At 66.3% G+C, this 23,517-nt stretch carries 20 protein-coding genes; 10 read left to right on the forward strand and 10 right to left on the reverse strand.

Translation table 11 applies throughout. The features are described from left to right. Nucleotides 1-8 precede the first annotated feature (8 nt). Nucleotides 9-1,052 carry a phosphate ABC transporter substrate-binding protein PstS gene (pstS, locus tag ASC91_RS25755; protein WP_157282116.1) on the reverse strand — a complete coding sequence of 348 codons (1,044 nt, stop codon included), beginning with the start codon at nucleotides 1,050-1,052 and terminating at the stop codon, nucleotides 9-11. A 114-nt stretch (nucleotides 1,053-1,166) separates the two neighbouring features. On the opposite strand from pstS, the gene ASC91_RS25760 reads away from it, so the two are divergent. Continuing rightward, nucleotides 1,167-3,197, forward strand: coding sequence for a M13 family metallopeptidase (locus ASC91_RS25760; RefSeq protein ID WP_056204141.1), 2,031 nt, complete (start codon nucleotides 1,167-1,169; stop codon nucleotides 3,195-3,197). Between the two features lie 274 nt (nucleotides 3,198-3,471). On the opposite strand, the gene ASC91_RS25765 is transcribed toward ASC91_RS25760, so the two are convergent. After that, nucleotides 3,472-5,289 (reverse strand): S8 family peptidase, encoded by a 1,818-nt coding sequence (locus ASC91_RS25765; RefSeq protein ID WP_082533013.1) that lies wholly within the window; start codon nucleotides 5,287-5,289, stop codon nucleotides 3,472-3,474. A gap of 438 nt (nucleotides 5,290-5,727) precedes the next feature. Here ASC91_RS25765 and ASC91_RS25770 point away from each other — a divergent pair, with 438 nt between their 5' ends. Beyond that, nucleotides 5,728-6,225: a hypothetical protein gene (locus tag ASC91_RS25770; RefSeq protein WP_056204144.1), complete on the forward strand. Its 498-nt coding sequence runs from the start codon at nucleotides 5,728-5,730 to the stop codon at nucleotides 6,223-6,225. Here ASC91_RS25770 and ASC91_RS25775 read toward each other — a convergent pair. Further along, a complete protein-coding gene (locus ASC91_RS25775) occupies nucleotides 6,198-6,638 on the reverse strand; it encodes an HIT family protein (protein ID WP_056204147.1) in 441 nt (146 codons plus the stop codon). The two genes, ASC91_RS25770 and ASC91_RS25775, sit on opposite strands and share 28 nt — an antisense overlap. Beyond that, nucleotides 6,635-10,489, reverse strand: coding sequence for a DUF3683 domain-containing protein (locus tag ASC91_RS25780; RefSeq protein ID WP_056204150.1), 3,855 nt, complete (start codon nucleotides 10,487-10,489; stop codon nucleotides 6,635-6,637). The genes ASC91_RS25775 and ASC91_RS25780 overlap by 4 nt, the downstream gene beginning before the upstream one ends. A 235-nt stretch (nucleotides 10,490-10,724) precedes the next feature. Between ASC91_RS25780 and ugpB the strand changes: the two genes are divergently transcribed. The 7 genes from ugpB to ASC91_RS25815 all read left to right on the forward strand — a co-directional run bounded on the left by ugpB (nucleotide 10,725) and on the right by ASC91_RS25815 (nucleotide 17,437). Further along, the gene (ugpB, locus tag ASC91_RS25785) at nucleotides 10,725-12,029 is read left to right on the forward strand and encodes a sn-glycerol-3-phosphate ABC transporter substrate-binding protein UgpB (protein WP_056204153.1); all 1,305 of its coding nucleotides are present in this window, start codon (nucleotides 10,725-10,727) and stop codon (nucleotides 12,027-12,029) included. 85 nt (nucleotides 12,030-12,114) lie between these two features. Further along, nucleotides 12,115-13,002: a sn-glycerol-3-phosphate ABC transporter permease UgpA gene (gene ugpA, locus ASC91_RS25790; protein WP_056204156.1), complete on the forward strand. Its 888-nt coding sequence runs from the start codon at nucleotides 12,115-12,117 to the stop codon at nucleotides 13,000-13,002. Further along, on the forward strand, nucleotides 13,002-13,850 hold the full coding sequence (ugpE, locus tag ASC91_RS25795; RefSeq protein ID WP_056204159.1) for a sn-glycerol-3-phosphate ABC transporter permease UgpE: 849 nt from the start codon (nucleotides 13,002-13,004) through the stop codon (nucleotides 13,848-13,850). Before ugpA ends, ugpE begins: the two co-directional genes overlap by 1 nt. After that, entirely contained in the window at nucleotides 13,851-14,906 is a 1,056-nt protein-coding gene (locus tag ASC91_RS25800) for a sn-glycerol-3-phosphate import ATP-binding protein UgpC (RefSeq protein ID WP_056204161.1), read from the forward strand. Then, a complete protein-coding gene (gene ugpQ / locus ASC91_RS25805) occupies nucleotides 14,903-15,637 on the forward strand; it encodes a glycerophosphodiester phosphodiesterase (RefSeq protein WP_056204164.1) in 735 nt (244 codons plus the stop codon). Before ASC91_RS25800 ends, ugpQ begins: the two co-directional genes overlap by 4 nt. After that, nucleotides 15,634-16,470 (forward strand): hypothetical protein, encoded by an 837-nt coding sequence (locus tag ASC91_RS25810; RefSeq protein ID WP_056204167.1) that lies wholly within the window; start codon nucleotides 15,634-15,636, stop codon nucleotides 16,468-16,470. The genes ugpQ and ASC91_RS25810 overlap by 4 nt, the downstream gene beginning before the upstream one ends. Before the next feature lie 187 nt (nucleotides 16,471-16,657). Next, complete coding sequence (locus ASC91_RS25815; protein ID WP_056204170.1) at nucleotides 16,658-17,437, forward strand: PEP-CTERM sorting domain-containing protein; 780 nt, start codon at nucleotides 16,658-16,660, stop codon at nucleotides 17,435-17,437. Between the two features lie 46 nt (nucleotides 17,438-17,483). On the opposite strand, the gene ASC91_RS30980 is transcribed toward ASC91_RS25815, so the two are convergent. The 6 genes from ASC91_RS30980 to ASC91_RS25840 all read right to left on the reverse strand — a co-directional run bounded on the left by ASC91_RS30980 (nucleotide 17,484) and on the right by ASC91_RS25840 (nucleotide 23,102). After that, the gene (locus ASC91_RS30980; RefSeq protein WP_162247867.1) at nucleotides 17,484-17,951 is read right to left on the reverse strand and encodes a hypothetical protein; all 468 of its coding nucleotides are present in this window, start codon (nucleotides 17,949-17,951) and stop codon (nucleotides 17,484-17,486) included. A 214-nt stretch (nucleotides 17,952-18,165) separates the two neighbouring features. Continuing rightward, nucleotides 18,166-18,711 (reverse strand): PEP-CTERM sorting domain-containing protein, encoded by a 546-nt coding sequence (locus ASC91_RS25820; protein WP_162247868.1) that lies wholly within the window; start codon nucleotides 18,709-18,711, stop codon nucleotides 18,166-18,168. A gap of 350 nt (nucleotides 18,712-19,061) precedes the next feature. Next, nucleotides 19,062-19,637 (reverse strand): GNAT family N-acetyltransferase, encoded by a 576-nt coding sequence (locus ASC91_RS25825; protein ID WP_157282119.1) that lies wholly within the window; start codon nucleotides 19,635-19,637, stop codon nucleotides 19,062-19,064. 69 nt (nucleotides 19,638-19,706) lie between these two features. Continuing rightward, nucleotides 19,707-20,975, reverse strand: coding sequence for an MFS transporter (locus ASC91_RS25830; RefSeq protein ID WP_056204180.1), 1,269 nt, complete (start codon nucleotides 20,973-20,975; stop codon nucleotides 19,707-19,709). 143 nt (nucleotides 20,976-21,118) lie between these two features. Continuing rightward, entirely contained in the window at nucleotides 21,119-21,478 is a 360-nt protein-coding gene (locus tag ASC91_RS25835) for a PPC domain-containing DNA-binding protein (protein WP_235532105.1), read from the reverse strand. 10 nt (nucleotides 21,479-21,488) lie between these two features. After that, nucleotides 21,489-23,102 carry a gamma-glutamyltransferase family protein gene (locus ASC91_RS25840; protein WP_056204187.1) on the reverse strand — a complete coding sequence of 538 codons (1,614 nt, stop codon included), beginning with the start codon at nucleotides 23,100-23,102 and terminating at the stop codon, nucleotides 21,489-21,491. 122 nt (nucleotides 23,103-23,224) lie between these two features. Between ASC91_RS25840 and ASC91_RS25845 the strand changes: the two genes are divergently transcribed. Further along, nucleotides 23,225-23,509: a hypothetical protein gene (locus ASC91_RS25845; RefSeq protein ID WP_082533018.1), complete on the forward strand. Its 285-nt coding sequence runs from the start codon at nucleotides 23,225-23,227 to the stop codon at nucleotides 23,507-23,509. The last annotated feature ends 8 nt before the right edge of the window (nucleotides 23,510-23,517 follow it).

Genomic DNA, 23,517 nt, shown 5'->3' on the forward strand with positions numbered 1-23,517 from the left:
TGGGCAGTTTAGAAGCTCTGGTAGGCCGGCAGCTGGCCGTCCTTGGGCCGCACCTGGGTAAAGCGCGCTGCCAGACGAGATTGCACGCTGATGGGCAGCGGCGCGAAGCCGGTGCCGCGGGTCAGGTCGTCGCCATGCATGAAGCACCAGTAGAGGAACTTCAGCGCGCCCTGTGTCCTGGCGGCCGTGGCGGGTTCGGCATCAAGCAGCACGAAGCTGGTCAAGGTGATCGGCCAGGCGTCGTTGCCCGGGCGGTCCAGCAGCGTGGCGAGGTCGTCGCCCTGGCGGTGCATGTCGCTCTCCAGGACGGCGGCACGAAAGCCCTGCTCGGTCGGCAGCACGAAGCGGCCGGCCGCGTTGCGCAGCTTCACGGCGGCCAGCTTGTCGCGCAGCACACGGTCGTAGGAGACATAGGCGATGGCACCCGGCGTGGCGCGCAGCGTCTGCACCATGCCGTCATTGCCCTCGGCCTTCAGCGGGTCGCTCGGCCAGGCGGGCAACTGGCCGATGCCGACGTCGGTCTTGAACGCGGCCGAAGCGCCCGCGAGATAGCGGCTGAAGCCCTCGGTGGTGCCCGATTTCTCGGCACGCACGACGCGCTTGATCGCCAGGCCCGGCAGGCCGACACCCGGGTTCAGCGCCGCGATGCGGGCATCGTTCCAGACCTTGATGCGGCCCTGGAAGATGTCGGCCAGCACCTCGCCATCGAGCTGTAGCGGCGCGGCCAGCGGCAGATGGACGACCGGCACGACGCCACCGATCAGCATCGGGATCTGCACCAGTTTCTGCTTGGCCAGCTCGGACGGCGGCAGCGGCGCGTCGGTGCCGCCGAAATCCACCTTGCGGGCACCTATCTGCTTGATGCCGTCGCCCGAGCCCGTGCCCTTGTAAGCAACGGCGCCGCCGCCGGCCTTCTCGAAGGCGCGCGCCCAGGTCTCGTAGACCTTGGATGGAAAGGTGGCGCCCTGCCCTTGCACGGGTTGGGCAAGGGCCGCTGAGGACAGCAGAAGTGAGGCAGCGAGGGCCAGCATCGGGCGCAGGAAAACGGGCATGACCAGGAGCAAGTGACTTGGTGAAAACCCGTAATCATGCCTTGTGTCTTCCGGCCCGCGATGGCGGTGGCCGCTCTAATCTCCCGGTTTCACGGCTTCCAGCTCGTCACCTCCATGCCCCGATTCGCCCGCCATTGCCTGGCCGCTGCCACCGCCCTGCTCGGACTGGCCGCCACCGCCCAAGCCCTCGACCTGAGCGGCCTGTCCAAGGACGTCAGCCCCTGCGACGACTTCTACGCCTTCGTCAATGGCAACTGGGAGGCCGCCACCGAGGTGCCCGCCAGCCGTGGCCGCATTGGCAACTTCGATCAGCTGCGCCAGAACAACGACGCGGTGCTGGACAAGGCACTGAAGGAATTGGCCGACAAGCCGGCGCTGCAGAACACACCGGGCCTGAAGCTCATTGCGGCCTATTTCTTAAGCGGCATGGACGAGGCCGCCGTCGAGGCGCGCGGCATCAGTTCGATCACGCCACTGCTGAACCGGATTGACGGCCTGCAGCGCCGCGAAGACCTGCCCACCCTGCTGGCGCTGCTGAACCGCAGCGGCATCCACGCGCCCCTGAACTTCAGCGTGCAGGCCGACCGCAAGGACACGCGCCGCAACGTGCTGGCGCTTTCGCAGTCGGGCCTGGGCCTGCCGGACCGTGACGACTACTTCCGCAGCGACGAGCGCACCCGCACCGTCGGCGCCGCCTACCGCAGCTTCGCCCAGACCCTGCTCGCCGCCGCCGGCCGCCCGGCCAGTGACGCCGAGCTGGACGCGCTGATCGGCTTCGAGGCCCAACTGGCCGAGGCCACCCGCGAGCGCGCCAGGCTGCGCGATCCGAACGCCAGCTACAACCCGATGAGCCCGGCGGAACTGGCCGCCGCCGCACCGGGGCTGGACTGGAGCGCCTACCTGGCCGTGCTGACCGCGGGCGCCAAGCCGCCGCAGCGCTTCCTCGTGGGCCAGCCGGAATTCGCCACACGCGTGGCCAAGCTGGCCACTGATGCGCCGCTGGACCTGTGGCGCCGCTACCTGGCGGTACGCGTGCTGGACACTTTGTCGCCCCGCCTGCCCAAGGCCTACGCCACGGCCTCGTTCGAGTACCGCGGCAAGACCATCACCGGCTTGCAAGCCCCCCCGCCGCGCAGCGAGGACGTCATCTTGCAGATCGGCGGGCGCACCGGCGGCGAGCCGATGGGCCTGGCGCTGGGCGAAGTGTTCGTCACACGCGCCTTCTCGCCCGAGGCGCAAAAGCGCGCGGGGCTGCTCGTGGAAGACGTGCGCGCCAGCATGAAGGAGCGCATCGAGAAGCTGGAATGGATGACACCTGGCACCAAGGCCAAGGCGCTGGAAAAACTGGCCAACATGCAGGCCAAGATCGGCGCGCCCGAGAAGTGGCCGCAATACGAGGGCCTGCAGCTGAGCGCCAACGACTATGCCGGCAACTGGCTCAGGGTCTCGCTGTGGCACAGCGGCCAGCAGGTCAAGGACCTGGATTCGCCAGTGGAGCGCGGCCGCTGGCGCATGGCGCCGCACATCGTCAATGCGCAGGCGGGCGGCCTCAACGAGATCACCCTGCCGGCCGGCATCCTGCAGCCGCCGTTTTTTGATGCCAAGGCCGACGACGCGACCAACTACGGCGGCATCGGCGCGGTGATTGGCCACGAGATCACCCACCATTTCGACGACAGCGGCCGCAACTTCGATGCCATCGGCTCATTGACCGACTGGTGGACGCCGGCCGATGCCGCCGGCTACAAGGCCCGTGCCGACAAGGTGGCCGACCGCTACGCCGCAATCTCGCCGCTGCCCGGCTACAACATCAACGGCCGGCTCACGCTGGGCGAGAACATCTCCGACATGTCGGGCCTGCCCATCGCCTACGAAGGCCTGCAGCGCGCGCTCAAGCGCAGCGGTGGCGCGGACCGGAAGATCGAAGGCTACACGCCGGCACAACGCTTCTTCATCAGCAACGCGCTGGTCTGGCGATCCAAGGTGCGCACCGAGTTCCTCATCAACCAGGTGCGAACCGACCCGCACTCGCCGGCCAAGTTCCGCGTGCTGACGCCGATGAGCAATTCGGCTTACTTCGCGCAGGCGTTCTCGTGCAAGGCGGGGAGTGCGATGGTGGCGAGTGATCCGCTGACGGTGTGGTGAGTCGGGTTGTTGATTGAACTGAGACGGGGCTTCGGCCCCGTTTTCTTTTTTGGTCGCTCTTGCCGCGGTCCTCATGACCCGTGTGCAGTGCCGCGGGAATCCGCCCCGCGATGGCGGGTAACTTTTCTCTGACGCGCCAGGAGGGTGTCGAAGAAGAAAGTTACCCGGCCGCCGGGACGGACTCCCGGCAATGCACCGAACAAAGAGAACAACCGCAAATGCCACAAAGAAAAACGGGGCCGAAGCCCCGTTCCCATTCAACCAACCAAACCGCTTACCACTGCAGCTTCAGCGTGTACGAGCCCGTGCCGCTGTAGCGCAGCACCTGCACATACAGCGTCACCGAGCCCGAGCCGCCATTGGCGTAGCTCGCGCTGTCGACCTGCCCCGCCGCCTTCTCGCTGCTGGCCACCGTCGTGCCGGAGCTGTTCTTGACGTAGAGGTCGAAGTCGTTGCTGCTGCTGCCCATGGTCAGCGTCGCGGCCAGCGTCTTGCCGGCCGGCAGCGTCACCTTGAAGTAGTCGGTGTCGCTGGTCGAACTGATCGTGCCGGCCACGTTGGCCGGTGCCGAGACGGTGTTGGCCGTCGAGATCGAGCCGTTGGACTCCGTCTCGTTGACCGTCGGCAGGCCGCCCGTGCCCGTGATGGCCGCCACCGCAGCCGCCGCATCCAGGATGCCGGCGCCGCATTGCGAGCAGCTGCCCGGGAAGGCGCGCGCGCTGCTGATCAGCGCAGCCTTGATCTGGTCGGGCGTGGCGGTCGGCTTGGCGCTCATCATCAGCGCGACGACACCGGCCACATGGGGCGTGGCCATCGACGTGCCCTGGTAGTAGGCATAGCTGTCCGAGCCCGGCGCCTTGGTACCGGCGTTCAGCGTGCTGAGGATGCCGTTGCTGCTGCTGGAGCGCACATCACCACCGGGCGCCGCCAACGTCACGATGGCGCCGTAGTTCGAGTAGTAGGCGCGAGCACCATTGCGATCCGTGGCTGCCACTGCAACCACGCCGGAGCAGTTCGCCGGGTTGGAGTTGCTGGCGTTCTGGTTCTCGTTGCCGGCTGCGACGATGACGCTCGTGCCGCGCGAACGGGCGCTGTTGATGGCATTCTGCGACGTGGTGTCGCAGGCACCGCCGCCACCAAGGGACATGTTGATGACCTTGGCCGGCGTGGCATTGGTGGGCAGGCCCGAGACGCTGCCGCCCGAGGCCCAGACCATGCCGTCGGCGATGTCGGAGGTGTAGCCGCCGCACTTGCCCAGCACGCGCACGGGCTGCACCTTGGCGTTGAAGGCGATGCCCGCCACGCCGGTGGAGTTGTTGGTCTTGGCCGCAATGGTGCCGGCCACGTGAGTGCCGTGCCAACTGGAGTTGCTGGCCGGCTCGCCGGTGCCGCACTCGCCCGCGGCGGTCCAGTCGCCCGGGTCGCTCGGGTCGCTGTCGCGGCCACTGCCGTCGTTGGAGACGGCCGTGTCGTTGATCATGTCGTAGCCGGCCACGATCTGGCCCGACAGGTCGGCATGCGGGCGGTAGCCGGTATCGATGACGGCCACGACGACGCCCGAGCCGGTGGACAGGTCCCAGGCCGCCGGGGCGCGGATGCCGCCGGTCGTCTCGTACAGGTCCCACTGCGAGCTGTAGCTCGTGTCGTTGGGCGTGAACATCGGGTACATCTTGCGGTCGGGTTCCGCGTAGGCGATGTTGGGGTCGGCGGCCTTGAGCTGGTTGGCCAGGCTCAGCATTTCGCCGTGCGAGAGCGCCTTGTCGAGCTTGTAGATGTGGGCGCCAGTGCCCATCTGGCGCAGCACGCGAGCCTTGGCGCCGCGCAGGGCCAGTGCCGAGTTCACGACATTCAGGCGAGCTTCCAGTGCGTTGGTAGCGATGCCGACGGCGCGCAGTACGGTGGCGTCCTGGGCATCAACCTGGGAGGCGTCGCGGTAGCTGACGATGAGGCGGTCGGTACTGCTCGCACGCACCAGGCTGGCAACGCCCACGTCGACCTGGGTGTTGGATACGCCAGCCTGGCTGGCACCCGCCGTCAGCAGGCCACAGGCCAGTGCGAGCAGGGTTCTCTTGTTGGCAAAAGCAAAACTCATTTGTGGTGGTTCCGGAAAAGTCACCGTGGCGGACGGCGCACCGGCTCGGCCCGCGGGATCTCCACGAGGAGCACCACTGTGTTCAGCTCGCCGGCAGGACTCAACCCAACAACAAAACCGTCCTGGCCGACATGGCGCATCCGAAGCGGGCCGCAGTGTGTCCGTGGCGCGAAGGCAGCCTTGTCACCAGCCGCAGTGACGGAAGTAACCCTAGCGGGCAATCACGGATGACAGCGCCCGTGACCAATGGCATGCGCACGCTCGAGCGAGCGAAACAAGCCGGCTGCAATTCGGTCGCGGTTTTCAGCGGGTCGTCGCATGGCACTGGCAACTCATCGCTTGCGGCTTGGGGCCGCTCATTCACGCGCCTAGCCTGAACACAGGTCGACGCGTTTTGCGGCGCCCGCCCCCCCCACCAAGAACCCACAGGAGCTCGTCATGTCCAACCGCTATTCGATTGCCCAGCGCACCCCTTTGCTCAACAGCCTGTTTGCCGGCGTCGCCTGTGCAGTCGCGCTGACCCTGACTGCAGGCCCCGCGCTGGCCGCCCCAGGGGATCTGGAGCGCGTCGAAGTCAGCGGCCGTGTCGTCGAGGCGCCCGTGCGCTACGACATTCACGACGCCTGCGCCAGCCTCGACCGCCAACTGCAGGACGCGCTGCAGACCACCTGGGAGAACGAGCGCCGTGTCGGCCAAGTGAAGGTGCAGATCGTCATCGACGGCGGTGAAGTCACTGCTGTCAGGACCGACGGCATCTCCAACCGCATCGAGCGCACCGTGCGCAACGCGGCCAACATGTTGGAGTGCGGCCCGCAGAAGACGGCCGGCGCGCAGATCTATCGTTTCCGCGTCGACTTCATCGATCCCGACGACCGCAACAACCAGCAGGTCGCCGGCGCCGGGCGTGGCTATCGGATCGCGATGGTCAACGAGTGAAGCACGGCGGCGTCGACGCGAGCAAGCGCCAGCGGCAGGCGCTCTACCGCCGGGCCGCCCAGTTCGCGCTGGGGCATGGCCCAGATTGGCGCCGGGAAATGGCTGTCCCAGTCGAAACGCGCGACGACATGCCAGTGCAGATGAGGCACGACATTGCCGAGACTGGCGATGTTGACCTTGGTCGGCGCGAGCAAAGACCTTAAGGTCCGCTCGATCTCGGTGACAGCGTCCATGCAGGCGTGTCTATCCGTGACCGACAGGTCACTGAACTCGGCGACATGGGCGCTCCAGATGAGTCGGTAAAAGGCCGGGAAACGTTGCGCTTCGTCGCCATCGACGACGCGCACGACGCGGAACTGCGGCGTGCGAGCGACGACGAAACCGCCGTCGCCCTCGCACAAGGGGCAGCTCACACCAGCACCCGCTCGATGCCGCCGTTGTTGGCCTTGGCCACGTACTCCGGCATCCAGTTGGGGCCGAGGATCTGGTTGGCCATCTCGACGACGATGTAGTCGGCCTCCAGCAGGCCGTTCTGCAAGTCATCACCGTAGCGGGACAGACCCTGCAGGCAACTCGGGCAGGACGTCAGGATCTTCAGGTTGTCGTTCGCGCCGACCTTGCCGCTGTCGCGCAGCTGCGTCTCGGTCTTGCGCAGTTCCTCTTCCTTGCGAAAGCGCACCTGCGTCGAGATGTCTGGCCGCGTCACGCCCAGCGTGCCGCTCTCGCCGCAGCAGCGCTCGCTCTTCACGACGTTGTCACCCACCAGCGCCTTCACCGTTTTCATCGGCTCCTGCAGCTTCATCGGCGAATGGCAGGGGTCGTGGTACAGGTAGCTGGTCTTGGAGCCGAGCGTGATGCCCTTCTCCAGCAGGTACTCGTGGATGTCGATGATGCGGCAGCCCGGGAAGATGTCCTCGAACTTGTAGCCCTGCAGTTGATCGAAGCAGGTGCCACATGACACCACCACCGTCTTGATGTCGAGGTAGTTCAGCGTGTTGGCGACGCGGTGGAAGAGCACCCGGTTGTCGGTGATCATCTTCTCGGCCTTGTCGAACTGGCCCGAGCCGCGCTGCGGGTAGCCGCAGCACAGATAGCCGGGCGGCAGCACCGTCTGCACGCCGGCATGCCAGAGCATGGCCTGCGTGGCCAGGCCCACCTGGCTGAACAGCCGCTCCGAGCCGCAGCCGGGGAAATAGAACACCGCCTCGGTCTCGCTCGCCATCGACGGCGGGCGAATGATGGGCACGTAGTCCTTGTCCTCGATGTCCAGCAGCGCCCGCGCCGTCTTCTTGGGCAGGCCACCGGGCAGCTTCTTGTTGATGAAGTGGATGACCTGTTCCTTGATCGGCGCGGCACCCAGCGTGGCCGGCGGCGCGCTGGTCTGCTTGCGCCCCGCGAGCTTGAACAGGTCGACCGCAAAGCGCTGCGCCTTGAAGCCGATGCCCACCATGGCCGTGCGCATGAACTTGATGGTCTCGGGGTTGGTCGCGTTCAGCATGAACATGGCCGCCGCATTGCCCGGCCGCCAGGTCTTCTGGCCCATCTTGCGCAGCAGGTTGCGCATGTTCATCGTCACGTCGCCGAAGTCGATCTTGACCGGGCAAGGCGAGAGGCACTTGTGGCAGACCGTGCAGTGGTCGGCCACGTCCTCGAACTCCTGCCAGTGCTTGATCGACACGCCGCGGCGCGTCTGCTCCTCGTACAGGAAGGCCTCGACCAGCAGCGAGGTGGCGAGGATCTTGTTGCGCGGCGAATAGAGCAGGTTGGCTCGCGGCACATGCGTGGCGCAGACCGGCTTGCACTTGCCGCAGCGCAGGCAGTCCTTGATCGAGTTGGCGATCTCGCCGATGTCGCTCTGTTGCATGATCAGCGACTCGTGCCCCATCAGACCGAAGGACGGCGTGTAGGCATTGCGCAGGTCGGCCGGCAGGGAAGCATCCTTCAGCAGCTTGCCCTTGTTGAAGCGGCCTTCGGGGTCGACGCGCTTCTTGTAGGCCGTGAAGTTGGCGATCTCGTCGTCGGTCAGGAACTCGATTTTCGTGATGCCGATGCCATGCTCGCCGGAGATGACACCGTCCAGCGAGCGCGCCAGCGTCATGATCCGCGCCACGGCCGCATGCGCCGTCTGCAACATCTCGTAGTTGTCGCTGTTGACGGGGATGTTGGTATGCACATTGCCGTCGCCGGCATGCATGTGCAGGGCCACCCAGACGCGGCCGCGCAGAACTTCCTTGTGGATGCGCTTCAGTTCGGCAATCAGCGGCTCGAAGGCTGCGCCGTTGAAGAGGGCCTGCAGGGGCTTGAGGATCTGCGTCTTCCACGACGCGCGCAGTTCGTGCGTCTGCAAGCCCTCGAAGAATCCGCTGTCCAGGCCATCCAGCCATTGCTGCCACAGGTCGCCCACTTCGCGCAGCAAGGCCAGCGCCTGTTGCACCCGGTCTTCCAGCAACTCTGCGCTCGGGATGTCACCCGCGTCGTCGCTCTTGCCCAGCGGCAGCTTGCCCGTCAGGAACAAGGCTTGCAGCGCCGTCACCAGCGCCAGCTTGTTGCGCAGGGACAGCTCGATGTTGATGCGCTCGATGCCCAGCGTGTACTCGCCCATGCGGTGCAGCGGGATGACCACGTCCTCGTTCACCTTGAACGCGTTCGTGTGCTTGCTGATGGCCGCGGTGCGCTTGCGGTCCAGCCAGAACTTCTTGCGCGCGTCGGCGCTGACGGCGACGAAGCCCTCGCCTGAGCGGCCATTGGCCAGGCGCACGACCTCGCTGGTGGCACGCGCCACCGCATCGGCGTCGTCGCCCACGATGTCACCCACCAGCACCATCTTGGGCAGGCCACCGCGCTTGCTCTTGGTCGCGTAGCCCACCGCCTTCAGGTAGCGGTCGTCCAGATGCTCCAGGCCCGCCAGCAGCACGCCGGTGTCGGCAATCGAGAACATGTAGTCCTTGATGTCGACGATGCTCGGTACGCAGTCCTTGGGGTTGCCGAAGAACTCCAGGCAGACCGTGCGCACATGCGCCGGCATCTTGTGCACGATCCAGCGTGCGCTGGTGATCAGGCCGTCGCAGCCTTCCTTCTGGATGCCCGGCAGGCCAGCGAGGAACTTGTCCGTCACGTCCTTGCCCAGGCCTTCCTTGCGGAAGACGCGGCCGGGGATGTCCAGGCGCTCTGTTTTCTCCAGCTTGGTGCCCGACGCGTCGAAGTAGCGCAGCTCGAAGCTCGCCAGCTCCACGTCGTGGATCTTGCCGAGGTTGTGGTTCAGGCGGATCACCTCCAGCCACTTGGCCTCGGGTGTCACCATCTTCCAGCTGGCCAGGTTGTCCAGCGCCGTACCCCACAGCACGGCCTTCTTGCCGCCCGCGTTCATCGCGACGTTGCCGCCGATGCAGCTGGCCTCGGCGCTCGTCGGATCCACGGCGAAGACGAAGCCGTTGGCCTCGGCCAGGTCCGCCACACGCTGGGTGACGACACCGGCCTCGCTGAAGATGGTGGGCACCTCACGGTCCAGGCCTGGCAGGCGCAGCATCTCGACGCCGCGCAGCGCTTCCAGCTTCTCGGTGTTGATGACGGCGCTGTTCCACACCAGCGGAATCGCCCCGCCGGTGTAGCCCGTGCCACCGCCACGCGGGATGACGGTCAGCCCCAGTTCGAAGCAGGCGCCCACCAGGCCGGCCATCTCGGCCTCGGTGTCAGGCGTCAGCACGACAAAGGGGTACTCGACGCGCCAGTCGGTCGCGTCTGTCACATGGGACACGCGCGACAGGCCGTCGAACTTGATGTTGTCCTTGGCCGTGTGCTTGGCGAGCTTCTTGGCCGAGCGCTTGCGCAGTTCAGCCACGCGCTCAAACATCAGTGCGAACTCGGCCACTGCACCACGCGCCGCCTTCAGCAGCTCACCGACCGACGCGTCGCGTTGCGCATCGGCAGCGGCGTCACGGCGCTTCTCCACCTCGCCCAGGCGATGGTGCAGGGCCTCGATCAGCTGGCCACGGCGGCGAGGGTTGTCCAGCAGGTCGTCCTGCAGATACGGGTTGCGCTGCACCACCCAGATGTCGCCCAGCACCTCGTACAACATGCGCGCGGAGCGGCCCGTGCGGCGCTCTAACCGCAACTGGTCCAGCAGCTCCCAGGCCCGGGAGCCCAGCAGGCGGATGACGATCTCGCGGTCGGAGAACGACGTGTAGTTGTAGGGAATCTCGCGCAACCGGGGGGCTGCGCTCTCAGCCGCTTCAGCGGTGGGCATCAGGGGATGCGGAGCGTTCATGGCAACCGGCGTGACCGGAAAAGTAGCCTTCGCAGGCTGGTTCGGGCGGGCAGCGGCTCGGGTCGGCAGCAGGGCGGGCAAGGACTACCCGGCTTGTGGCCACGGCCCCTCGCGGCAAGGGTTGGAATCCTAACCGAGGGGGGTTGCCCCCAGGGCGCCACCGTGTTTGCCCGCCATTCGTCGCTCATCAAGCGGCGCTATGCTGGCCCGCAAAACACCGCATGGAGACACTGCAATGAAGTCGTTCGCCTATGTCATGGCGCTGGGCGCTGCCCTGGGCCTGGCCAGCCCGGCCCAGGCCCAGACCGAGATCCAGTGGTGGCACGCCATGGGCGGCGCGCGCGGTGAATGGGTCAACGACCTGGCCAAAGACTTCAACGCCAGCCAGAAGGACTACAAGGTCATCCCCACCTTCAAGGGCACCTACGACGAGTCCATGCCCGCGGCCATCGCCGCCTTCCGGGCCGGCAATGCACCCCACATCCTGCAGGTCTTCGAGGTCGGCACGGCCACCATGATGGCCAGCAAGGCCGCCATCAAGCCGGTGGCGGACATCATGAAGGAGGCCGGCGTCCCCTTCGACCCCAGCGCCTATGTGCCCGCAGTGGCCAGCTATTACACGGCTCCCAACGGCCAGATGCTGAGCTTCCCCTTCAACAGCTCGACCACGGTCTTCTTCTACAACAAGGACGCATTGAAGGCCGCCGGCGTCGACAAGCCGCCCACCAGCTGGCCCGAAGTGGCCTCCGCCGCCGCCAAGCTCAAGGCCAACGGCAGCAAGTGCCCCCTCACCACATCGTGGATGAGCTGGACGCAGCTGGAGAGCTTCTCGGCCTGGCACAACGTCGAGTTCGCCACCAAGAACAACGGCTTCGGCGGCCTGGACGCACGCCTGGCCTTCAACACGCCGCTGCACCTGCGCCACATCGAGAACCTGGCCAACATGTCCAAGCAAGGGCTCTTCGTCTACAAGGGCCGCGGCAATACGTCCGACGCCACCTTCGTGTCGGGCGAGTGCGCCATGACCACGGCCTCGTCCAGCATCTACGGCGACATCAAGAAGAACGCCAAGTTCGCCTTCGGCATCACCGCCCTGCCCTACTACCCGGACGTGCCCGGCGCACCGCAGAACACCGTCATCGGCGGCGCCAGCCTCTGGGTGATGGCAGGCAAGAAGCCGGCCGAGTACAAGGGCGTGGCCAAGTTCTTCGAGTACCTGGCGCGGGCCGATGTCGCATCCGAAAGCCACAAGCGCACCGGCTACCTGCCGGCCACCAAGGCGGCCTTTGTTGCTACCGAGGCCAGCGGCTTCTACAAGGCCAACCCGGGCAGCGACGTGGCCGTCAACCAGATGATCCGCAAGACCACCGACAAGTCGCGTGGCGTGCGCCTGGGCAACCACCCGCAGATCCGCACCATCGTCGATGAGGAATTCGAGCTGATCTGGGCCGGCAAGAAGACCGCGAAGGAAGGTATCGATGCCGCCATTCAGCGCGGCAACGAGCAGCTCGAAAAATTCGCTAGAACGGCCAAGCTCTGAACTGAGATGAGGCCCCCACGCTCGCCATGCTCGCTGCCCCCCGAGGGGGCGCCAGTGCCCTCCGGACGGCCGAGCGGGCACTGACATGGCGCAAGAAAAACGCGTCGTCTTCCGCTCCCGCTGGCTGCCGTGGCTGCTGCTGGCGCCGCAGGCGGCGGTCATCGGCGTGTTCTTCTTCTGGCCGGCGGCCCAGGCGCTGCTGCAATCTCTGCAGCAGCAGGACGCCTTCGGCCTGTCAACCGAATGGGTTGGCCTGGACAACTTCAAGGCGCTGTGGGCCGACGCGAGCTATCTCGACTCGTTCAAGACCACGGCGGTTTTCTCCTTGCTGGTGGCGGTGCTGGGCCTGTCGATTTCTCTGCTGCTGGCCGTCATGGCCAACCGCGTGGTGCGCGGCGCCGGCATCTACAAGACCCTGCTGATCTGGCCCTATGCCGTGGCGCCGGCCATCGCCGGCGTGCTGTGGCTCTTCATGTTCGCGCCGTCCATCGGCATCGTGGCCTATGGGCTGCGGGCCCTGGGCTACGACTGGAACCACCTGCTCAACCCCGACCACGCCATGACGCTGATCGTCATGGCCGCGGTGTGGAAGCAGATCTCCTACAACTTCCTGTTCTTCCTGGCCGGCTTGCAGTCCATCCCGCGCTCGCTCATCGAGGCGGCGGCCATCGACGGCGCCAGCCCCTGGCGGCGCTTCTGGGACGTGACCTTCCCGCTGTTGTCGCCCACCAGCTTCTTCCTGTTGGTGATCAACATCGTCTACGCCTTCTTCGACACCTTCGGCATCGTCGACGCCGCCACGCAAGGCGGCCCCGGCAAGGAGACGGCCATCCTGGTCTACAAGGTCTATCACGACGGCTTCAAGGCCCTGGACTTGGGCGGCTCGGCGGCGCAGAGCGTCGTGCTGATGGTCATCGTCGTCAGCCTGACCATCCTGCAGTTCCGCTTCGTCGAGAAGAAAGTGAACTACTGATGGTCGAAAGAAAACCCTGGCTGGACTGGCTGGCCCACGCCATCCTGCTGCTGGGCGTGGCGGTGGTGGCCTTTCCGCTCTACGTGACCTTCATCGCCGCTTCGCAGACGTCTGAGGCCATCTTGCATGCGCCCATGCCGCTGGTGCCGGGCGGGCATCTGCTCGACAACATGGCCACGGCCCTGGGCGGCGGCACCGGTTCGGGCTCCAGCGCGCCGGTGGCCCGCATGATGTGGGTGAGCTTCGTGACGGCCATGGTCATCGCCGTCGGCAAGATCGCCATCTCGCTGCTGTCGGCCTTTGCCATCGTCTACTTCCGCTTCCCGCTGCGGCAGCTGTTCTTCTGGGCCATCTTCGTGACGCTGATGCTGCCGGTGGAAGTGCGCATCGGGCCCACCTACCAGGTGGTGGCCGACCTGCACATGCTCAACAGCTATGCAGGCCTGACCGTGCCGCTGATTGCGTCGGCCACGGCCACCTTTTTGTTCCGCCAGTTTTTCCTGACGGTGCCCGACGAGTTGGTGGAAGCCTCGCGCATCGACGGCGCTTCGCCGCTGCGCTTCTTCAAGGACGTGCTGCTGCCGCTGTCCACCACCAGCATCGCCGCCCTCTTCGTCATCCAGTTCATCTACGGCTGGAACCAGTACCTCTGGCCGCTGCTGGTGACCACCGACGAGTCCATGTACCCCGTGGTCATCGGCATCAAACGCATGATCAGCGGCGGCGAGGCGGCCAACGACTGGAACCTCGTCATGGCCACGGCCCTGCTCGCCATGATCCCGCCCGCGCTGGTCGTGATCCTGATGCAGCGCTGGTTCGTCAAAGGTTTGGTAGATACAGAGAAATAAATGGCTGCCATCTCCATCCGCAAACTCTTCAAACGCTATGGCCACGGCGCCAAGGCGGTGCAGGTCATCCACGGCGTGGACGCCGAGGTCCACGACGGCGAGTTCGTCGTCATCGTCGGCCCCTCGGGCTGCGGCAAGTCCACGCTGCTGCGCATGGTGGCGGGGCTGGAGGAGGTCAGCGAGGGCGAGATCGCCATCGGCTCTCGGGTCGTCAACAACGTCGAGCCGGCGGACCGTGACATCGCCATGGTGTTCCAGAACTACGCCCTCTACCCGCACATGAGCGTCGGCCAGAACATGGCCTATGGCCTCAAGCTGCGCAAGATGCCCAAGGCGGAGATCGACGAGCGCGTGCAGCGCGCCGCCAAGATCCTGGAGCTGGGCCATCTGCTGGAACGCAAGCCGCGCGAACTGTCCGGCGGCCAGCGCCAGCGCGTGGCCATGGGCCGCGCCATCGTGCGCGACCCGCAGGTTTTTTTGTTCGACGAGCCGCTGTCCAACCTCGACGCCAAGCTGCGGGTGCAGACGCGGCTGGAGATCCAGAAGCTGCACCGCGAGCTGGGCGTCACCTCGCTGTTTGTCACCCACGACCAGGTCGAGGCCATGACGCTGGCGCAGCGCATCATCGTCATGAACGGCGGCCGCATCGAGCAGATGGGCACGCCCGAAGAGGTCTACGGCCAGCCGGCCTCGACCTTCGTCGCCAGCTTCATCGGCTCGCCGGCCATGAACCTGCTGCCGGGCCGACAGCACGGCGGGCAGTTCTACATCGACGGCGCCGAGCTCGACGTGCCGCCGGGCGTGGAAGGCGAACTCACGCTGGGCCTGCGCCCCGAGCATGCGCACCTGGCCGACCGGGGCTGGCCCCTGCGCGTGGAGATGATCGAGATGCTGGGCGCCGAGCGCCTGGTCTATGGCAAGCTGGGCGCCGGCACGCCCTTCACGCTGCGCCTGGACGCCACCCTGCCCCCACCGCAGCCGGGCGACTGGCTGCACCTGGCCTTCAGCCCCGTGCACCTGCACCGCTTCGACGCCAAGACGGGACAAAGGCTGTGAAGACGCATTGGCCCTATCCGCTGTGGCTGGCCCATCGAGGCGCCGGCAAGCTGGCGCCGGAGAACACGCTGGCGGCCTTCCGCATGGGCGCAGGCTTTGGCTTTCGTGCGTTTGAGTGCGACGTCAAGCTCAGCCAGGACGGCCAGGCCTTTTTGCTGCACGACGACACGCTGGACCGCACGACCAGCGGCCAGGGCTCGCCGGCTTCAGCAGACTGGGCACAGCTGGCCGGGCTCGACGCCGGCAGCTGGCACAGCCCCCCGTTTGCCGCCGAACCGCTGCCGCGCTTCGCCCAGATCGCCGCCTTCTGCCAGGCCAACGGCTGCGCGCTGAATGTCGAGATCAAGCCCTGCCCCGGCGAGGAGGCCCGTACCGGCGCGGCCGTCGCCCGCGAGGCCGCTCGGCTGTGGGCCGGCGCACTGCCACCGCTGTTGAGTAGCTTCAAGCCTGAAGCCATCGCTGCAGCCCGCGACGCCGAGCCCGCCTTGCCACGCGCGTTGCTGCTGGACAAGCTGTGGGACGGCTGGCCCGAGGCCGCCGAGGCGCTGGGCGTCGTCGCCGTCATCACGAACTACCGACTGATGGACCGCGCGCTGATCGAGCGCCTGCATGCCAGGGGCTGGCGGGCGCTGGTCTACACGGTCAACGACGCGGCGATAGCCGAGCGGCTCATTGCCGACGGCATTGACGGAATCATCACGGACGCCGTTCGCGAACTCGGACCTCAATGAACTCGCCCCTGCTCAAGACCCTTTGCGCCGCGACCCTCGGGCTGCTCGCAGCAGTGGCCCGCGCCGCCGCACCCAACTGCGAAACCGATCCGCAGCTGCAGCTCGACCGCATCACCGAACGGGTCATCCTGGTCGGCGAGACCCATGGCAACGAGCAATCGCCGGCCTTCGTGGCCCGGCTGGTCTGCGGCCTGCTGGCACTCGATCGCCCCGTCATCTTGGCGGTGGAACGAGTCAGCCTTGAACAGCCGGCGCTGGCCCGCTACCTGGCATCGGCCGGCCGCGCCGATGACGTCCGCGCACTGCTCCGCGAGGAGGACTGGGCAGCGCCCGCGCAGGACGGACGCAGCAGCGCGGCGATGCTCAAGCTGCTGGAGCAGGTGCGGCGCTGGCGCCAGGCGGGGCAACCTGTCGAGCTGATCGCCATGGTGCAGCCCTGGAGTTCCGATGCCGCTGCCTCCGCGCCCGCCAGCGATCCCAAGCTCGTGCAGGCCCGGGAGGACCGCGGCATGGCCGACACCGTCACCGCGGCCCTCGCCCGGCATCCCGCGCACAGCGCCGTCGTGCTGGCCGGCAGCTTCCACACCGTCATCGGGTCCAAGATTCACCAGGACATCATCGGCTCGCCGTCCCTGGGCGACGTGCTCGCGACCCGCACGGCCGTCCATGTCATCGGCTTGAGCAGCGGCGCCGGTTCGTCCTGGACCTGCCGAACCAGCTGCGGCCCGAACCCGGTGCTCGCCGTCCCCTGGGATCTGCCCGATGCCCGCATCGACACCCGCGTCAGCCTCGGCGAGATCAGCGTTTCGCCGCCGGCAGCGGCGGTGCGCTGATCAACTGCGCGATGCGCGAGTAAAAGGCCACGTTGCGCGGATGCCCACAGCAACTCGTCCGTCGCGTCCTTCCGTGCGGTGAGCCCGCCAGTCCCTAACGCCTTAAGCAGCATGACTAGGGATGGGCTTTACGGGCGAAATGCGAGAACGTCTTCCAAGTTTCAGAAAAGGCTCAAAGGAGACCTGTATGAAAAGGATGCTTGCCGTGTGCGGCTTTTTGGCAGCGAGCCTGTCGTGTCAAGCCGATATTCAAGCCACCGCCTCGTTGAGCGGCTTTCACTTCGAGCTGATCGACCTCGATCTGGGTGACGGAATTTCACCTTCCCTCACGTTAAAGACGAGTACATCAGACGCAACGATCTGGACAACCACACCCGAGGGAATAACGGATCAACTGTCCGTGCAAACCGCAGTGCCCTTTACAGGCTTCTCTCGCTCGCTGACCCGCGGGGATCAGACAGGTGAGATCGAGCTGGTGAACACGAGCCTGAACAGCCTTCGCCTGACGACTTTCGTCAATTCATCGCTGGATTCGATGGCGCCACCGCATTCGGGTACCGGCACCTACGCGTACACGGGGTGGTATCCCAGCTTCATGCTCTCAGCCAAAACTCAGCTGACCATCGTTGCAGACGCCAAGCTCGCGGCGTCTTCCACCATTCCGGTCGACCCGAGCCTTGTCAATACGGCGATGGTCAATAGTCTCCTCAGCGCGTCAACGGATGGCCAATATGACGATGATTCATTTCAGAAATTGATAAGTGGCAATAATGGATTCTCATTCACCGGCGAGAAGACGTTGTCGGTGACCGTTTCGAACGACTCGAACGAAAGCAGGAATGTGAGTGTTTCCGCCTATATCAGCTCGACCCAGGTGCTGAATCCGGTCCCAGAACCGGCAAGCATTTCCCTGCTGATGGCCGGACTTGCGTTGGTGGGCATGATTCTGAAACGGCGCAGAGGCTGACCGCCATCATTGAGCGCAACGGCACGTCGGTCGTGTGACCAGTAAATCAACAACAATGATGCCCTCGCCGCCGAACTAGCAGACAGCCACCTTTTCCCGGCTGCGAGAGACGAAGTTCGTTGTTCCCGCCGCCCCATACCGTCGCCTTGAACCATGCCACGCGCAAACTAGAGCAAAGGCAGCCAAGGTGAATGACCCCGGCTTCTAAACGCCAACCCGCATCCACTGTGGATGCGTCTAGCAAGTTGTTCAGGTCGATCAGAGTGTCCTTACTCCACAGGACAGCGCGACGGTCTGCGCTACGCCCTACAACATCACCTGCGTTGTTGATGTCAGCGGCGTTGAAGGCACCGAGATCGGTGACGGTGGCGCCGTCCCACAGGGCGGCGTGTGAGCCAGCATCGCCAGCGATATCGCTGTCACCCACCACTTGGCCTCGATCGTTTATCGCTCGAGCAAAGCTGTCAGTACCGCCCAGCGTACGTAAATCCGCAGCGATAGTGCCGTGCCACAAGATGGCATGCCTCGCCGCATTTTTCGTGATATCCCGCGCCCACTATTTGGCCGGAATTATTAATGCCCAAAGCGAAAGTTTCACTGCCACCCAAAGTGCCGAGAAGGGTTTTGACACCGCCATTCCACAACGTTGCATTGGATTCGGAAAAAGCAGGCAAGTACGTGTTGCCCACCACTTGGTCTGTAAACCGGGAGGGCGGCTGCTGTTTCAGTCATAGAGGGAGTCCGCGGGCGGTCGTCTCGCACCACCGGCGGCGCAGCGACCAAAGACCTACGAGCCCGCCGGTGAAGGCCAGCCAACCGCTGGGCTCCGGCACAGGCGACAGCGTCGCGCCGTTGAAGAATCCGGACCCGGTGCTCATGGTCTCTCCCGCGAAATTCTTGATGTCCGTCAGCTCGAAACGCACCGCGAACGGCGTTGACAGCGAAGCGCTGGTCTCAAAGCCGAACGTCGCCGTCACTGGATGGCTGTAATCGGTGTTGATCCAGCTCGCAGAGCCGCCCCCCGGATCCGCCGTCCACTGCAGCGTGATGACCTGGGGCACGCCGAAGTCAAGAGTGACGTCGCCCTTGGCATCCAGCAATGCGGCCCACGCTGCCACCGACCCTGGCCCGCTCGCCACGGGCGTCGCCAAGGCGTTGTCCCAGCTGAGTTGGAAGGTGACCGCGCTCAAATCGACCGCTGGCTTCGAGCCGAAGAAGAAAGTGGTGGTGGCCGTGCCTCCGGCAACAAAGCTGCCAGAGGTCATGTAGAGCATGACCTCATCGAAGTCAGCGACCGCGCGGGCAGACGGGCTGCACGTCAAGGCGGCAGCCACCAAAGCCAGGGTGGCCAGACGTGGCCGGGCAAGAGGGCGCACAGCACAAATGATTGACATGGTGGGACCTTCGGGTGAGGCGGATGAGAGCGCCTGTGCAGCATGCGCCCGCACCCCGTCGTGTCCAATCCCTATGCCGGCACGGTGACACGAGTCGGCTGCTTCGGCGGCGACGAATGCCTCTGCCTGACCTTGTCCCCCGCGCCATCGGCATCTTGCGCGCCGCTCAGACCGCCGCCCCCCAAGGTCGTGCTCTGGAGGTCGACGCTGCTAGGGAAGGTCTGGCAAGTTCAGGACACGCGCGCGTAGACGCATGTGTCGCGGGGATGCCCGTCGACACCAAGCGCCTCATTGCGCAGGATGCCTTCCAGCTCGAAGCCGCAACGTTCGGCAACCGCGCGGCTCCTGACGTTGCGCGGATCGCAGCGGATCTCGACACGGCGCGCGGACAGCACATCGAAGGCCAGGCCTGTCAGCAATCGCACGGCCTCGCTGACATGGCCCTGGCCCGCCGCCTCGGGGCGGATCCAGTAGCCGATCTCGAAGCGCCGCACCGCCCAGTCCATGCGGTGCAGGCCGGTGCCGCCCAGCAGCCGACCCGGGCTTCCATCGGCGCGGCGGGCGTAGATGTGGAAGCACAGGTCGCGTCGGGCGATGAAGTCGGCCTGCATGCGGCGCACCACCATCTCCGAGCTCTCCGCCGTCGGCGCCTCCTGGGCCCACGGCATCCAGGGGCGCAGATGCGAGATCGCCTGCGTGATGACGACGGCCAGCTCCGCGCCGACGCCGGCACGCGGCATCAGCAGCACGGTGCGCTCGCCGTCCAGGCGCTCGGGAATGTCGATCAACAGCGGATCAAGACTCATGGGCACCCTTCGCGCTGCGCGCTGTCCCGCCGGGCGGGAGCTGAGCCCCTTCGGGCTGCCGAGCGGGGCTCATGCTGTCACCACTTCAACCGGCTTGGGCAGTTCGCGCACGCCGCGGATGACTGGGTGACGCCAGGCCAGGGCCGCCAGCAGGCACGCGCCTACGCCCGAGAAGGCCAGCGCCGAGCGCAGGCCCATGTGCTCGCCCAGCCAGCCACCGATCAGTGCGCCCGGCCCGGCAGGCAGCAGGATGAGCCAGCGCATCGTGCTCGTCATGCGGCCCAGCATGGGCGCCGGCGTGACAGCCTGGCGCAGCGACAGGAAGTTGATGAAGATCAGCACGGCACCGAAGCCGAAGGCGACCAGCATCACGCCAAAGCTGACCACGCCCAGATGACCCGCCGGCGCCAGCGCCAGCTGCAGCCAGCCGACGCCGCAGGCCGCATAACCCAGCACCAGGCATGGCCCCGGGCCGATGCGGCGGCTGATGCGGTGGCCGAAGATGCTGGCCAGCACGGTACCGGCGCCCAGCGCGACGTAGGACAAGCCGACCGTCTGCGGCGCGAGCTGCAGCTCGCGCGTTGCAAACAGGATCTGCACGACCAGGGCGGCGTTGTGGAAGAGCTGCCAGCCACCGGTGGCGGTGGCCAGGCTGATGAGCAGCTTGTGCGAGCGCACGAAAGCCAGGCCTTCCTTCAACGAGGGCCAGAAAGCGCCGCGCGTGGCAGACAACTGCTCCTGCACGCGGATGCCACGCAGGATGACTGCCGACGCGAGCAGGGCCACGGCATCCACGGCCAGGGCCAGCGGAGCGCCCAGCAGCCTGATCAGCACGCCGGCCAGGCCCGGCCCGACGACCTCGGCGCCAGAACCGGCCAAGGCGTTCTTGGCATGCGCCTCGACAAGCCGCTCGCGTGGCACCACCTGGGTCAGCACGATCTGCGCGGCGCTGCCAGCTGTCGTGTGCACGGTGCCCAGCACGAAACCGACGACATACAGCCAGCCCATGCCCAGCCAACCCATCCAGGCGGCCAAGGGCACCGTGGCCACGGCAAAAGCGAGCAGGGTCTCGCCGGCCACATAGACCGGCAGCTTGCGCATGCGATCCAGCAGCACGCCCGAAGGCAGCGAGAACAGCACGAAGGGCAGGATCTCCATCGCCTGCAGCAGGCCCATCTGCGTGGGGCTGGCGTTGAGCAGCACCGCAGCGGTCAGCGGCAGGGCCAGCATGGTGACCTGGCCGCCAAGGGAGGAGATGAGGATGGACGACCACAGCCGCCGGTAGACCGCGTCGCGCAGCAGGTCGCCGGGCGCGAGGGTGAAAAACTTGGAGAACATGACGCTTGAGGCTCCGACAGGACTCGACGGGCGGGTCAGCCCCGCCGGGATGAAACGACGCGCAGGGGCGTCAGTCGAGGTCGAGCAACTTGGTCATGCGCTGCATGCTAGCAGCGCGGCCGCGCGGTGTCGCGTGCCGGTGGTCACGGCTTGCGGACGACAAGTTCGGCGTAGCCGGTGGCCGAATCGAATTCGCGCGACAGCGAGCCGGTAGGCAGCGACGCAATCAGCAACTCGGCCGTCGTGCGCACCTCACAGCCGACACACACATGGCCGCCGAACACGCGACCCGCCGCATCGGACACGCTGGCATGCAGATGCGCGCCATCGGGCGTCAGGCTGCCGCTGAGCGTCAGGATTTCGAGCGGCCCGGCGATGGTGGTCGGCTCCGGTTCGCCAGCGAAGCGCAATTGCGCATGAACGAGGCTGCCGATGCCGGCGACGACAAAGCCGGTGCGGCCTTCCAGCGCGCCGCGCAGGTCGTCCCCGGGGTTCAGGCGCAAGACCTCCACTTCAGTAGCCTACGGCCGCGCCATCGCGCCGCGGATCGCTGGCCGCCACATAGCCCTCGACACCCGGATCACCCAGCCGCCAGATGAACTGGCCGGCGCCGAAGTCCTGGTAGCTGTCGTGGATGTCGCCGATCTCATGGCCGCGCGCGCGCAGCGCCTCGATGGTCGCCGCCGGCATGTGCAGCTCGACGTTGATCGACAAACCTTCGTTGAAGCGCCAGCGCGGCGCATCGCAGGCAGCCTGCGGGTTCTGGCCGTAGCAGAGCATGCGCACCAGCGTCTGCAGATGCCCCTGCGGCTGCATGTTGCCGCCCATGACGCCGAAGCTCATCACGGGCGCGCCGTCCTTCGTCAGGAAGGCCGGGATGATGGTGTGGAAGGGCCGCTTGCCCGGTGCGACCTGGTTGGCGTGGCCGGCCTCCAGCGTGAAGCAATGGCCACGGTTCTGCAGGCTGATGCCATAGCCCGGCAGCACCAGACCAGAGCCGAAGCCCATGTAGTTGCTCTGGATGAAGCTGACCATCATTCCGGACTCGTCGGCCGCGGTCAGATAGATGGTGCCGCCCTTGATGGGGTTGCCGGCACCGAAGGCCTGGGCGCGCTGCGGGTCGATGAGCTTGGCGCGCGAAGCAAGGTAGTCGGGATCGAGCAACTGGGCCGCGCTGACCGTCATCGCGCCGGGCTCGGCCACGTAGCGGTAGACGTCGGCAAAGGCCAGCTTCATCGCTTCGATCATCAGATGCTGGGCCTCGGGGCTGTCGACCTCGTGCGCCGTCACATTGCAATGCGCCAGCAGGCCCAGCGCCATCTGTGCGGCGATGCCCTGGCCGTTGGGCGGGATCTCGTGCAACGTATGGCCCGCAAAGTCCTTCGCCAGTGGTGTAACCCACTCAGGCTGATAGCCCGCCAGGTCGGCCTCGGTCAGCGCGCCGCCGGTCTCGCCCGCAAATCGAACGAGCGCCTTCGCAATCTCGCCGCGGTAGAACGCCTCGCCCTTGGACTCCGCAATCAGCTTCAGGCTGCGCGCCGCTTCCTGAAAGCGAAACAGCTCGCCCACCTCGGGCGCTCGCCCTTGCGGCAGAAAAGCCCGAGCAAAGCCGGGCTGCGATGTGAGCTCGCTCAACGCCGCCGCCATCGCCCACTTGCCCTGCACGATCGGCGGCACCGCATAGCCGCGCTCGGCGATCTCGATGGCGGGTTGCATCAGATCGGCGAACAGCAGCTTGCCGAAGCGCTCGCTCAGTGCGATCCAGCCGCCCACGGCGCCAGGCACGGTCACCGAGCCCCAGCCTCTCCTGGGCATGACCTGCTCCCCAAAGAACTCCGGCGTCCACGCTGCCGGCGCTGGGCCGGATGCGTTCAGGCCATGCAGCCGCTTGCCGTCCCAAAGGATGCAGAACGCATCCGAGCCGAGGCCGTTGCTGCAGGGTTCGACCAGCGTCATGCAGGCCGCCGTCGCGATCGCCGCATCGACCGCGTTGCCGCCCGCCTGCAGCATGCGCAACCCGGCCTGGGCCGCCAGTGGATGCGAGGTCGAGACGATGTTGCGCGCGAACAGCGGGCTGCGCCGGCTTGAATAGCCAGCGCTCCAGTCGAAGTGGGATGCGGTGTTCATGCGCCCGATTCTGCCGGTGTAAGGCTTTGCAACGTGGTCAACGATGCCGGGCGAGGCGTCGTTGTCACCCCAAGCTTGCGCAAGCCGAACCGAAATCCCCGAACCACCTTGGAGCCCTCAAGATGAACACGCTGAAGACCACGATCGCCACTGCCCTCATCACGCTCGCTTCGGGCGTGGCCCTGGCCCAGACTCCGGCTGCCACGCCGGCCACCGCTGCGACACCCGCCACGGCGGCAACACCGGCTACCAAGGCCGCACCGGCCACCGCCGCCACGCCTGCAGTCGCCGCCACGCCGGCCGATGCAGCCAGCGCTGCCAAGCACGCGCCCAAGCACCATGCGAAGAAGCACGCTGCCGCCAAGACCGGCGACATGCCTGCCAAGACCGAAACCAAGACGCAGTAAGCGCATCA

The sequence above is a fragment of the Pelomonas sp. Root1237 genome (genome assembly GCF_001425055.1).
Classification (GTDB): domain Bacteria; phylum Pseudomonadota; class Gammaproteobacteria; order Burkholderiales; family Burkholderiaceae_C; genus Pelomonas.

Bases quoted from the DNA above. Each gene is read 5' to 3' on its own strand.
- pstS (WP_157282116.1), bottom strand. From the start codon at position 1,052: ATGCCCGTTTTCCTGCGCCCGATGCTGGCCCTCGCTGCCTCACTTCTG.
- ASC91_RS25760 (WP_056204141.1), top strand. From the start codon at position 1,167: ATGCCCCGATTCGCCCGCCATTGCCTGGCCGCTGCCACCGCCCTGCTC.
- ASC91_RS25765 (WP_082533013.1), bottom strand. From the start codon at position 5,289: ATGAGTTTTGCTTTTGCCAACAAGAGAACCCTGCTCGCACTGGCCTGT.
- ASC91_RS25770 (WP_056204144.1), top strand. From the start codon at position 5,728: ATGTCCAACCGCTATTCGATTGCCCAGCGCACCCCTTTGCTCAACAGC.
- ASC91_RS25780 (WP_056204150.1), bottom strand. From the start codon at position 10,489: ATGAACGCTCCGCATCCCCTGATGCCCACCGCTGAAGCGGCTGAGAGC.
- ugpB (WP_056204153.1), top strand. From the start codon at position 10,725: ATGAAGTCGTTCGCCTATGTCATGGCGCTGGGCGCTGCCCTGGGCCTG.
- ugpA (WP_056204156.1), top strand. From the start codon at position 12,115: ATGGCGCAAGAAAAACGCGTCGTCTTCCGCTCCCGCTGGCTGCCGTGG.
- ugpE (WP_056204159.1), top strand. From the start codon at position 13,002: ATGGTCGAAAGAAAACCCTGGCTGGACTGGCTGGCCCACGCCATCCTG.
- ASC91_RS25800 (WP_056204161.1), top strand. From the start codon at position 13,851: ATGGCTGCCATCTCCATCCGCAAACTCTTCAAACGCTATGGCCACGGC.
- ASC91_RS25810 (WP_056204167.1), top strand. From the start codon at position 15,634: ATGAACTCGCCCCTGCTCAAGACCCTTTGCGCCGCGACCCTCGGGCTG.
- ASC91_RS25815 (WP_056204170.1), top strand. From the start codon at position 16,658: ATGAAAAGGATGCTTGCCGTGTGCGGCTTTTTGGCAGCGAGCCTGTCG.
- ASC91_RS25820 (WP_162247868.1), bottom strand. From the start codon at position 18,711: ATGCTCTACATGACCTCTGGCAGCTTTGTTGCCGGAGGCACGGCCACC.
- ASC91_RS25825 (WP_157282119.1), bottom strand. From the start codon at position 19,637: ATGAGTCTTGATCCGCTGTTGATCGACATTCCCGAGCGCCTGGACGGC.
- ASC91_RS25830 (WP_056204180.1), bottom strand. From the start codon at position 20,975: ATGTTCTCCAAGTTTTTCACCCTCGCGCCCGGCGACCTGCTGCGCGAC.
- ASC91_RS25840 (WP_056204187.1), bottom strand. From the start codon at position 23,102: ATGAACACCGCATCCCACTTCGACTGGAGCGCTGGCTATTCAAGCCGG.
- ASC91_RS25845 (WP_082533018.1), top strand. From the start codon at position 23,225: ATGAACACGCTGAAGACCACGATCGCCACTGCCCTCATCACGCTCGCT.